This window comes from Streptomyces sp. NPDC001634 (assembly GCF_040298185.1).
In the GTDB taxonomy this organism is placed as follows: Bacteria; Actinomycetota; Actinomycetes; order Streptomycetales; family Streptomycetaceae; genus Streptomyces.
This window is the reverse complement of the sequence record NZ_JBEOZU010000005.1, coordinates 48,916-60,301: the sequence shown is the minus strand read 5'-3', so window position 1 is coordinate 60,301 and position 11,386 is coordinate 48,916. Positions and strand designations below refer to the sequence as shown.

General features: G+C 68.7%; 10 protein-coding genes. 6 read left to right on the top strand and 4 right to left on the bottom strand.

Annotated elements, in window-relative coordinates; genetic code table 11:
* The first annotated feature begins 204 nt into the window (after positions 1-204).
* Both ABT186_RS04640 and ABT186_RS04635 read left to right on the top strand, forming a co-directional pair.
* Positions 205-1,110, top strand: a complete 906-nt coding sequence (locus tag ABT186_RS04640; RefSeq protein ID WP_351923526.1) for a LysR family transcriptional regulator — start codon at positions 205-207, stop codon at positions 1,108-1,110.
* Positions 1,111-1,290: 180 nt separating this feature from the next.
* Positions 1,291-1,773, top strand: coding sequence for an NUDIX domain-containing protein (locus ABT186_RS04635; RefSeq protein ID WP_351221247.1), 483 nt, complete (start codon positions 1,291-1,293; stop codon positions 1,771-1,773).
* A gap of 50 nt (positions 1,774-1,823) precedes the next feature.
* Here ABT186_RS04635 and ABT186_RS04630 read toward each other — a convergent pair whose 3' ends face one another.
* Both ABT186_RS04630 and ABT186_RS04625 read right to left on the bottom strand, forming a co-directional pair.
* Complete coding sequence (locus ABT186_RS04630) at positions 1,824-3,425, bottom strand: globin domain-containing protein (RefSeq protein ID WP_351923524.1); 1,602 nt, start codon at positions 3,423-3,425, stop codon at positions 1,824-1,826.
* A 416-nt stretch (positions 3,426-3,841) separates the two neighbouring features.
* Positions 3,842-4,474, bottom strand: a complete 633-nt coding sequence (locus ABT186_RS04625) for an HAD family hydrolase (RefSeq protein WP_351221249.1) — start codon at positions 4,472-4,474, stop codon at positions 3,842-3,844.
* 181 nt (positions 4,475-4,655) lie between these two features.
* On the opposite strand from ABT186_RS04625, the gene ABT186_RS04620 reads away from it, so the two are divergent.
* Complete coding sequence (locus ABT186_RS04620) at positions 4,656-5,522, top strand: GNAT family N-acetyltransferase (protein ID WP_351923522.1); 867 nt, start codon at positions 4,656-4,658, stop codon at positions 5,520-5,522.
* 54 nt (positions 5,523-5,576) lie between these two features.
* Here the strand turns inward: ABT186_RS04620 and ABT186_RS04615 are convergent, their stop codons facing one another.
* Positions 5,577-6,785 carry an MFS transporter gene (locus ABT186_RS04615; RefSeq protein WP_351221251.1) on the bottom strand — a complete coding sequence of 403 codons (1,209 nt, stop codon included), beginning with the start codon at positions 6,783-6,785 and terminating at the stop codon, positions 5,577-5,579.
* Positions 6,786-6,925: 140 nt separating this feature from the next.
* Here ABT186_RS04615 and ABT186_RS04610 point away from each other — a divergent pair, with 140 nt between their 5' ends.
* The gene (locus ABT186_RS04610) at positions 6,926-7,384 is read left to right on the top strand and encodes a MarR family winged helix-turn-helix transcriptional regulator (RefSeq protein ID WP_351221252.1); all 459 of its coding nucleotides are present in this window, start codon (positions 6,926-6,928) and stop codon (positions 7,382-7,384) included.
* 74 nt (positions 7,385-7,458) lie between these two features.
* Entirely contained in the window at positions 7,459-7,911 is a 453-nt protein-coding gene (locus ABT186_RS04605) for a GNAT family N-acetyltransferase (protein ID WP_351221253.1), read from the top strand.
* Positions 7,912-7,995: 84 nt separating this feature from the next.
* Here the strand turns inward: ABT186_RS04605 and ABT186_RS04600 are convergent, their stop codons facing one another.
* Entirely contained in the window at positions 7,996-9,381 is a 1,386-nt protein-coding gene (locus tag ABT186_RS04600) for a serine hydrolase domain-containing protein (protein WP_351221254.1), read from the bottom strand.
* A 173-nt stretch (positions 9,382-9,554) separates the two neighbouring features.
* Here ABT186_RS04600 and ABT186_RS04595 point away from each other — a divergent pair, with 173 nt between their 5' ends.
* A complete protein-coding gene (locus tag ABT186_RS04595) occupies positions 9,555-11,138 on the top strand; it encodes a putative glycosyltransferase family protein (RefSeq protein WP_351923520.1) in 1,584 nt (527 codons plus the stop codon).
* Positions 11,139-11,386 lie beyond the last annotated feature (248 nt).

The window sequence follows — 11,386 nt, the reverse complement described above, 5'->3', positions numbered from 1 at the left end:
ATTCCCCCCGGGACACCTGCTACGTACAACGGACGGTCCGAACCTCCCCCCTCGTGGCTCGGACCGTCCCGGTTCCGCGCGCGAAGAACCGCGCGACCAAGGCTAGTTGACTCTGTGTCAGTGTCCAATCACAGTAGCGACAGAGACCTATCGACTTATTTATAGTTGGGCGCGGTCGGGGGCGCGGGGAGGGGAGGGAGCACCATGGATTTGGCCCTGCTGCGCACCTTTGTGACCGTGCACCGGGCCGGCTCCTTCACCCGCGCCGCTGCGCTGCTCGGACTCTCACAGCCGGCCGTCACCTCCCAGATCCGGACCCTGGAACGACAGCTGGGCCGTCCGCTCTTCCTGCGCCAGGCCCGCGGAGTGACCCCGACGACCATCGGCGACGAACTCGCTCACAAGGCGGCGCCGCATCTCGACGCCCTCGTGGAGATCGCCGAGACAGGTCTCGACGAGCAGGCGTCGCTGCGCACCCTTCATCTCGCCGGGCCGCCCGAGTTCACCGCCGAGCGTGCCCTGCCCGCGCTCTCGGAGCTGACCGGCGACGACGGCCAGGGGCTCGCCCTGCGCGCCTCTTTCGGCAACGCCGACGAGACGCTGGAAGGGCTCGCCGCCGGACACCACGACCTGGCCATCACCACGGCGCGGCCGCGCGGCGCACTGCTCACCGCGACCCCACTGTGCGACGAGGAGCACGTCCTGGTCGCCGGGCCGCGATGGGCCTCGCGCATCAGCCCCGGCAAGCTGCGCCGCAAGGGCGCGTACGCGCTGGAGAACCTCCCGGTGGTCGAGGTGCACGAATCACTGCCGTTCGTCTCCCGCTACTGGGCCTCCGTCTTCGACTGCCGCCCTGCCGCCTCCGGCACCGTCATCGTCCCCGATCTGCGCGCGGTCCTCGCCTGCGCCGCCACCGGCGCCGGGCTCGCCGTGCTGCCGCGCTACCTCTGCGCCTCCGCCCTGGAACAAGGCGATGTGGTGGCCCTCCACGAACCGGCGGTGCCCCCGCTGCGGACCTACTTCCTCGTGGTCCGTACGGGCACACTGGCCATGCCGCACATCGCACGGGCCCACGAGTGGCTGCTGCGGACGGCGACGGACTGGGGTTGATCGGACACTGAGGGTCACTTCGGTTGGGGCATCCGGGCCGGGTGCTGTACTGCTGCTGCTCCTCGGTGGCTACGAGGGCTCTCGCGTCCGTCATGCGTGCCATCCGGAGTTCACTCGGGGTTCGACGCCGTGTGGGGTGTGCGATGTTTCACGTGGAACAAGCTGGGCCACATTTCACCCATGACCGTTCGCCCCGTGGTCAAGCGCACCGCCCGCGCCATCCTGCTCGATGGTGACGACCTGATTCTGATCAAGCGGACCAAGCCCGGCGTCGATCCCTACTGGCTCACACCGGGTGGCGGGGTCGAGCCTTCGGACACGACCGTCGTCGACGCGCTCCACCGTGAAGTGCATGAGGAACTCGGCGCCAAGATCACCGACGTGGTGCCCTGCTTCGTGGACACGGTCGAGCACATCGGCGCGGATGGCGGCGCGACCGGTGTGAAGGTCCAGCACTTCTTCGTCTGCCGCCTCGAGTCCATGGACGAGCGCCTGCGGCACGGCCCCGAGGTCGAGGAGCCGACCGGCGAGTACGAGATCGTGCGGGTGCCGTTCACCCGGGTCGGCATCGCGTCCGTCCATCTCGTACCGCTGTCGCTGCGGCACTACCTCGACGGGAACATCGAGGGCGTACGGGCGATGCACGCACCGGACCTGGGCTGACGTCCTCAACAGGTTCTCTGCGGGACTCATCCGCGACCGGCCGCCGAGGCTCAGCCACTGGCCGCGACCAGCTCCTCCACCGAGTCGTGACGGATGCGATCCGACGGGATGCCGATGTCCCGGAGCGCGTCCACACTGCTGCGGATCATGCCGGGCGGGCCCGAGAGGTATGCGTCGTACTCGTGCCACGGCCCGTACTCGCGTATGACGTCCGGCAGCTGGATGTGCGCCTGTGCGTCGACGACCGGACGGACCGAAAGCCAGGGATGGCTCTGCTGCAACCGCAGCATGGTGTCGATGTCGTACAGGTCGTGGTCGGTACGGGCGCCGTAGAAGACCTCGACGGGGCGCCGCTCGCCATGCTCGGCGACATCCTCGACCAGGGCCTTGATGGGCGCGATGCCGGTGCCGCCTCCGAGGCAGAGCATTCCGGTGTCGGTGGTGTGGTCGACGGTCATCGTGCCGGCAGGCGGGCCGAGCCGGATGACATCACCAGGGCGGGCCCGGTGCACCATCGCGTTGGAGACCCAGCCCGCCGGGACCGCCTTCACATGGAACGAGAGCAGTCCGTCGGAGCGCGGCGCCGAGGCGAAGGAGTAGTGCCGCCAGATCCGCGGCCACCACGGGGTCTCCAGGCTCGTGTACTGCCCGGCCAGGAATGGGTACGGCTGGTCGGGACGGACCGTGATCACTGCGATGTCAGAGGTCCGGAGGTCGTGCGAGACCACCTCCGCGTACCACCAGGCCGGGGCCACCAGCTCGTCCGCTGCCGCCGCGTCGATCATCACTTGGGAGATCGTCGTGTACGCCCGCACCCAGGCGGCCTCGGTCGCCTCGTCCCAGATCTGGTCGGCGTACCTGCTCAACGCGGCGATGAGGCACTCGCCGACGGCCGGGTAGTGCTCCGGGCGGGTGCCGTACTTGCGGTGGCCGCGGCCGAGGTTCTGCAGATAGGCGACGAGGACCTGGGTGTTGTCGATGTGCTCGGCGGCGGTCAGCAGCGCCTTGAGCAGCCGGTCCCGCTGGGTGTCCATCGCGGGCGGGAACAGCGACCGCAGATCAGGGTGGCGGACGAAGAGAAGTGCGTAGAAGTACGAGGTGACCTTGTCGGCGATGGGTCCGACCTCGGCCATGGTCCGCCGGATCAGCACGGCATCAGGGGATGCCCCGGACACGGGAGTGGGCCGCTGAGGGGGAACCCTCGGTTCGGGAGGGGCGTCGCGCTGCGGGGCGTCGGAAGCCGGCGGAGCGGGGACGGTCTGGGCGGCGGGGCTGTGCATGACAGCGGAGGGCGACCAGGCGGGGGTGCCCTGCGTGGCCTGGGAGGTGGCAGCCCCACTCCGGGACAGGCCCTGCGTCGGCTCGCCAGGAGCGGCGACCGGGCGGGCTGCCTGGTGGGCCGGTTCCGGTTCGGCGAGGGGACGCTCCGTCGGGGCGGTCACTTGCGGCGGCCGAGGTATTCGCGACTCCTCCGGGCCCTCGCTCGGCGCCGGCCGGCCGACGGGGCGCATCGCGGCCAGACGGCTGCCCTCGGACGTCTCCTGATCTCCGTCCGGGGGCGTCTCGGGCTTCTTGCGGGGCGTGAACCAGCCGCCCCCGCCGCTGCCGCCGGACGTGCCGTTGTCGGCCGACGTGGTGGTCGGAGCGTCCATGGTGTGCCTCGCCTCGAACATCTTTCGGTCGGTCTGCGCACTTCCCCGGTCGGAGGGTGTCTGTTTTCCCCGCCGGCGGTCTTGCTGGTCCCCGTTCAGTCCTGACGGCCAATGCGGCCACATTCAACCCGGAATCCCGCCGCGTACGGACAAGTAAGGCGAGAGTGTGACATTGGCCGCAGTACTCTCACCGCAGGATCCCACCCGGGACCCCCACCCGGCCGCGTAACAGAAAATACGGGTCTTCGATCTCTCCGTCCCGTTAGGCTGCATTGGCCTGCGCTCGCGCCCCGCAAGACGTGCGCACATCGCACCGGACACGAACCGGACTCGACCATACCGGTCACTGGCGCACACACAAGTCCCCCCTTGCTCCGTCACGAATCGACGGCCGGGCGAACCAGCAATTCCTTCAATTACCGGGCGTGGCACACCAATTCATAGGCATCCCGCAGATCCCGCCCGACGTAGGAGTGGGTGGCGCGGCCCACCAGATGCCGGTCGGCATTGACCGCTACGGATACCGGCACCGCCTCGAACAGGTCCTTGTCCGACATCGAGTCGCCGTAGGCGACACAGTCGGCACGCTGCACGCCGAACTCCGCACAGAGCCGGTCCGCGATCCGTACCTTGGCGGCGGCACTGAGGATCCCCGCGGGATCCACCGGTTCCCTGAAGGGCAGCGCCGGGAACCGTGAGCCGTACGCCGCATGGGCGCCCCACTTCGTGAGCCGCTCCACGAAGAAAGAGGGTGAGAGCGAAATGACGGCGCAGTAGTCACCGTTCTCGCGGATCTCCGTCCACACCTCCTCGATACGGGACAGCCAGGGAGCCGCCGCGAAGGCCGCCGCCACATGCGCCTCCGTGAGCTCCGACCACAGCGCATGCACCCGTGTCGCGTACTCCGGAGGTCCGATGTACCCGGCCCCGATCGCCCGGTCGAGCGCCACGGCCTCGGCCTCCAGACCGAGTTGCCGTGAGATCTCCACAGGCGCGGACGTTCCAAGCAGCAATGTCCCGTCGAGATCGAAGAGATGGAGTCTCGCCATGGGCGGGGAGGCTAGCGGTTGCGCCACCCACCGCGCAGGCCATGATCGGGCTCCTCACCGTTTCACGTGAAACACCTACGCCTGTGCTGTGCGGCCGGCACCCCATGGCATGGCCAAAAGCGTGTGCGTTCGGCCGCAAAGCAGTGGACGTCGGTGGCCCATGTCAGACAGCCTGACCTGCGTGTCGACACCTTCCCTCGCCGCTCTGCCCATCCGCCGTCTGACGCTCCGCGATCTCGTCGCCTGCGCCGACTTGTCCGAGGATCGGGGCTGGCCCCGCGAGGAACACAAATGGGGACTACTCCTTGCCGCCGGGAAGGGTTACGGCATCGACGACCCCGAAGGCGGTCTCGTGAGCGCCTGTGTGGTGACCGAGTACGGCGCACGGCATCGTCCGGATCTGGGCGGCATCGGCATGGTGCTCGTCGCCGAGCGGCATGCCCGTCAGGGCGTCGGACGCCGGCTGATGCGGCATGTGGTCGCGGAGATGGGCACCACCCCGCTCACGCTCTACGCGACCCCCTACGGCCGTCCCCTCTACGAGGAGCTTGGCTTCAAGGTCACCGGCAGCTCCGAGATGGTGCGCGGCCACTTCACCGCCGGCGAACCGTTGTCCACCGTCACCACCCGCCCGGCCGCGGCGGAGGACCTCGCCACTCTCGTCCGGCTCGACGAGGAGGTCTTCGGCGCCGACCGGACGCATGTGCTCACGCGACTGCCCGCCTTCGCCGACCAGTTGCGTGTCGCCGAGGAGAACGGGCGGGTCATCGGGTATGCCGCCGCCTGGCCCAACATGGACACCCAGGTCGTGGGCCCCCTCATTGCCCGCGACACGAAGACGGCGAAGGCACTCGTCACCTCCCTCGCCGCCCACACCGACCGCCCGTTGCGCACCGACGTGGATGTACGGCACGAGGAGCTGCTGACATGGCTGAAGGAGCGCGGGCTGGCCTCCGTCGGCTTGAACACCGTCATGGCCTATGGCGTCCCGGACCTGCCCGGTGACTGGACGCGCCGCTTCGCTCCGCTGACGGTGGCGGCGGGCTGACCTGACGCACGCCGGTATGTGGAGGCGTGCCGGGTTCTTCAGTGGGCTCTTCGTTCAGTGGTGGACGGCGGTCCGCCGTTCTCCGGGTGTGGCGCCCGCCACGACCGCGCTGGGAGCCGTCTCACGGCGCTCCAGGGCGGAGGAGAGGAGAGCCAGCAACAGGGCGGACACGGCGAGGACGGCGCCGACCCAATTGGGGGCGGCGTAGCCGAGGCCGGCTGCGATGACGAGGCCGCCGAGCCAGGCCGACAGGGCGTTGCCGAGGTTGAAGGCGCCGATGTTCACGGCCGAGGCCAGGGTCGGGGCGCCGTGGGCGTGGTCCAGGACCCGCTTCTGCAGCGGAGGCACCGTCGAGAACCCCAGGGCGCCGATCAGCACAATGGTGAGCGCGGCGAGGGCCTTGTTGTGCGCGGTCACGGTGAACAGCGCGAGCACGAGCGCGAGGCCTCCGAGCGACACGTACAGCATCGGCATCAGCGCGCGGTCCGCGTACCTGCCACCGAGGAGGTTGCCGCCGACCATGCCGAGGCCGAACAGGACCAGCAGCCAGGTGACCGACCCATCGGCGAATCCGGTGACGTGGGTCATCATCGGCGCGATGTAGGTGATCGCCGCGAATACACCGCCGAAGCCCAGGACAGTCATCGCCATGGCGAGCAACACCTGCACGTTCTTGAAGGCGGCCAGCTCATGGCGCAGGTGCACGCCGTGCGGCTTGGGTATCTCGGGAACCAGTTTCGCGACCCCGACCAGTCCGATCACTCCGAGCGCTGCGACGAGTGCGAAGGTGACCCGCCAGCCGACGGACTGCCCGATGAGCGTGCCGAGCGGGACGCCGACGACGTTGGCGACGGTCAGGCCGCTGAACATCATGGAGATGGCGCCGGCCTTCTTCTCCGGGGCGACCAGTTCGGCGGCCACCACCGAGCCGATGCCGAAGAACGCGCCGTGGGCGAGGGAGGCCACCACCCGGCCCGCCAGCATCAGCCCGAAGTTCGGGGCGGCGGCGGAGAGCAGGTTGCCGAGGATGAACAGACCCATCAGCAGTATCAGCATCCGCTTGCGGGAGACCTTGGTGCCGAGCGCGGTCATGATCGGGGCTCCGAACATCACTCCCAGTGCGTAGCCCGTCACGAGCAGCCCGGCGGTGGGAATGGAGACCCCGAAGTCGTCTGCCACCTCGGGCAGCACACCCATGATCACAAATTCCGTGGTTCCGATTCCGAAGGCCCCGATCGCGAGGGCCAGAAGCGCGAGAGGCATGGGGTAGACCTTCCCGAACGATTGCATGTGCGCTTAACTCGCCTTCACAATAATTGCAGACGCGCTATATATGCAACAGCGGGCTATTGCAGTCGTGCCCTATCCTGGATGTGAGTCGCTCCGGGACGGAGGAGAACGCCATGACAGCGACGGACCCCGCGCTCACCGCCCTGGCCCAGAGGTGGTGCGCCCTCTCCCTGCTGCACGGGAGGATCGAGGCCCGTCTGGAGCGCGCCCTGCAGGCCAAGCACGGACTGAGCGTGCGGGAGTACTCCCTGCTCGACGTCCTCAGCCGACAGCACGACGGCGAAGGGGGACATCTGCAGATGAAGCAGGTCGCGGACGCGGTGGTCCTCAGCCAGAGCGCCACGACCCGGCTGGTCACCAGGCTGGAGGACCGTGGCTTGCTCTCGCGCTACCTCTGCCCCACCGATCGACGCGGGATCTACACCAACGTCAGCGAGACGGGCCTCGAACTCCTGGAAGAGGCCCGTCCCACCAATGACGCCGCCCTGCGCGAGGCGCTGGACGAGGCGGCGAAGAACCCCGAGCTGGCGCCTCTGGTCCACGCGGTCGAGTCCCTGAGCGTGCCCGCCTGAGGCGCACTCGCCCCCTCTTCGCCCAGAGGCCCTGCTTCACCCAGAGGTCGTGCGGGCTTGCATAGGGTGAAGGCATGGGAGATCTTGAAATACGCCCCGCCGGCGCGGACGACGTCCCCGCGATCGTCGCCCTGCTCGCCGATGACCCGCTGGGCGCTCATCGCGAGTCACCGGATGACCTGGCGCCGTATCTGCGCGCGCTGGACCGGCTGAGCAGCGATCCGAACCAGCATCTCGTGGTCGCCGTACGCGACGGACGTGTCATCGGCACCCTCCAGCTGACGATCATCCCGGGTCTGTCCCGCAAGGGTGCGACCCGCTCGCTCATCGAGGCCGTTCGTATCCACGCCGACGAGCGCGGCAGCGGCCTCGGTACGCAGCTCATCGAGTGGGTGATCGAGGAATCCCGACGCCATGACTGCCAGTTGGTCCAGCTGACCTCCGATGCCACCCGCACCGACGCCCACCGCTTCTACGAGCGTCTGGGATTCGAAGCCTCGCATGTGGGCTTCAAGCGGTCACTCTGATACCGGTCAGGCCGCTCTGACACCGGCTAGTAAGGAAGGGGCATGTTTCACGTGAAACATGCCCCTCTCCGATGACAGGGGCGCCTAGCGGATTCCGCTCCAGCCCTCCGGGTCCACCCCACCGGGTACAGGAGACCCTTCGTCGTACGGCTGCCGCGTGAACACGAACGACCCCAGGTCCAGATGGCTCACGGACCCGTCCGGCCGCCGTACGGCCTTCAGAAGCTCTCCTGCGTAGTAGCCGTCGAGCCCTGTCCAGGTGCCGTCACCATTGGACCGCAGGCGCGAGCGACGGCCCACACCGGAGAGCGGCTCCAACGAGACACCCTCGTCGTCCGTCAGCCGCAGTACGTAGCCCTGCGTGCCCCAGTACCACTGCCCCGCCAGCTCCAGTACCGCCCGGTCGACGTCGGGCAGCGGCCGCCAAGGCTCGGGAATCCGTGGTTCGGCCTCGGCCACGATGCCGACGAGATCGGCGGCGACGGTGGAGAGCAGGGGCCCCGAGGTGCAGTTGGCGAGAACGACGGCCGCCACATCGTCCTCAACGCTCAACGTGAGGTTCGCGAGGAAGCCCGGCAGCGAGCCGGAGTGCCCGACGAGAAGACGGCCATCCCGGCGCCGTAGCTCCAGTCCGAGACAGTAGGCGTAACCGGCAGCCACGTCCGCGGCCTCGGCCGGCGCGGCGGGCGTCCTCATTTCCTGGACGGACTCCGGGCTCAGCACCTTGTCGTCTCCACGGGCGAGGAACGCGGCGAAGCGCGCCAGATCGCCGGTGGTCGACCAGAGTTGACCCGCGGGTGCCATCCGGCCGAGGTCCTCGGCGGGCTCCGGGAGCATCACGTCCGCCCAGGGGTGCACGGCCCAGCCGCCCGCGTGCGGCGCCTGAGGACGGCCGCTCGTGCGGTGCAGCCCCAGCGGTTCCAGCACCTCGCGCCGCAGCACGTCCTCCCAGGGAGCCCTGCACAACTCCTCGACCAGCGCACCCAGGAGGGTATAGCCGGGGTTGGAGTAGTGGAACCTGCGGCCGACCGGGTGCCGCAGGGGCTGCTTGCCCAGCACGTCCGCGAGTTCGGGGCGCAACGAGCCGGGCGTGCGCTCCCACCACGGCGCCGGCGACTCGGCCGCCAGACCGCCCGTGTGAGCGAGCAGTTGGGCGATGGTGGCCTCCCCCGCGGCGGTACCGGGCAGATGCTTCTCCAGGGGATCACCCAGGTCCAGGACGCCCTCGTCGCGCAGCCGCAGCACGAGGACCGCGGTGAACGTCTTGGTGATCGAGCCGATCCGGTACTGCACGTTCTCATCCGGGGCATGGCCGTCCACGGACGTTCGGGAGCCGTGCCACACCGTCCGCCCGTCCCGGACGACCGCCGCCACCAGCGACGGCGCCCGTCCCTCGGCCTGTGCCACGGCGATCCGGTGCAGCAGGGCCCGGCGTGTGGCGGGAAGCAGCTCTTCCTGAGATCTCGTCATGGCCCCCAGTCCACCCGCCCCCGCATCCCACGTCGAGTGCTTTTACCCGAGGTCACCGGCACGACACGCATGACACGTCTGCTGTCGGATGTGTCGAAACTGGTAAATACCAGCGCATGAACCACCCAAAGGCCGATAACGCCTCGCCCCACGTGCCGTCATCGAGGTCCGCGGTGACGGACACGGTCCTCTCCGGGCAGCATCCCGGCAAGCGGCAAGACCCTCTCGACCAAGCCGGCGGAGACAGCCCCGGCGTTCACCCCGGGTCACGGGCCCGTTGGCACTTCGATGCCGCCGCCAGCTCTCTCGTACGCACCGCGGTTGTACTGCTGACCGTGTTCCTGCTGCTCCTGATCGTGCGGCTGGCATGGTTGGGTGACCTGGGCCTCCACGCCGCCACCATCGAGCGTCTGAGGGCCGATCCGTTCCATCCGGGCAGCCCACAGGTCGACGCCGACACCGACAGTCCGTACTACTCGCCGTGGACCGTGCTGCTCGGCATCGTGGCCAAGGCGAGCGGATGGAACACCTTCTCCATCCTCCGCCTCGCCGCCTTGGTCACACTCACCCTCCTGCTCACCGGCATCTGGCACTTCACACGGACGCTCAGCAACCGTCGCCTGGCACCCCACCTGGCCGTGCTCTGCCTTCTGTTGCTCTGGGGTCCCCCATGGCTGGCATGGAGCGGATTCCTCGAACTCGGCTCCCTCGCACTGGTCATCTCCTACCCCAGCACATTCGTGGTCGCGCTCTCCTTCCACTTCTGGGCACTGCTCACCAAGGCACTGCGCTCATCAGCCCCCTGGCGGGCATTTCTCGGGCTCGGCCTGCTGTGGGCGGTGATCCTCCTCAGCCACCAGTTCTCGGGGGTGGTCGCCACGCTCGGGGCCATGGCTGTCCTGCTCGGCACACGGCCCTGGCCGAACCGGGTCGTCTGGATGCGTTGCGGAACGGGGCTGGCGCTCGGCCTCACGGTGGTCGCTCTGTGGCCGTACTACTCGTTCTTCTCCCTGTTCGGGTTCCAGGGGCTCGAGGAGATCCACCGCCCGCTGTACAGCGACATGTGGTCGCGGTTCGGTCCCGCGTCGGTTGGAGTGCTGGTCCTGCTGCACCGGTGGTGGCGGAACAAGCGCGACCCGCTCGCCATCTTTTGCCTGCTCGGCACGCTGACAGTTCTGGCCGGCGGTCTCACGGACCACTGGTCCTGGGGTAGGGCTCTGCCCGCAGCTGTCATCCCCGCACAACTGGCCCTCGCACTCACACTGGCCGAAGGCGTCGGCAGGCTCGCCCGTAACGCCTTCCTGACGATCGCAAGTGCCGCCTTGCTGATCGGCTGCTGGGCTCAGGCCGGCACGCTCGGCTATGTGTTCGTAGGTGACGCGCTGCCACAGGCTGTGCAGGAGAAAACCTGGCCCACCCGGCAGGGCTACGACTGGATGACGCCATGGGTGAAGCCCGGCGACACAGTCATGGCGACGTTCGCCGCAAGCACGATGATCCCGGCGTACGGCGCCTACACCGTGGCCCCCGGCTTCGAGGACGTCTTCCTGCCGGACGAGCAGGAGAGGTACACCACCGTCGCGCGCTTCTTCTCTCCCGATGCCACACGCAACGAGCAGTTGGCCGCGCTACATCGCTACCACGCCAAGTGGCTCCTCCGCGGAGTCGGTGACGGCGGCCTCCCCGACAACGACCCGGCACTGCGCATGGTGGCCGTCAGGCCGGACCGACAGGTTCTGTACAAGGTCGTCGGATGACCCACCTTGCGTGGGCGGTGTAGGTTCTCACCTTCCGCGTCCTGCAAGGACGCGATGACCTGACGTTTTCGGGTTGTCTCACGCCGCGGCATCTGCCTGCTGTCTCAGCCTCGTCGCGGGCTCGGTAAGGGGCGAGTACCCGTCGGATGGCGTCCGCGACCCGCCTCATCTCTTCGGGCCTCAGGTAAGCGACGGCGCTGAAGGCTCGTCGTGGCGCCATTCCGTCGGCGCTTGGTCGCGTTGGGCGA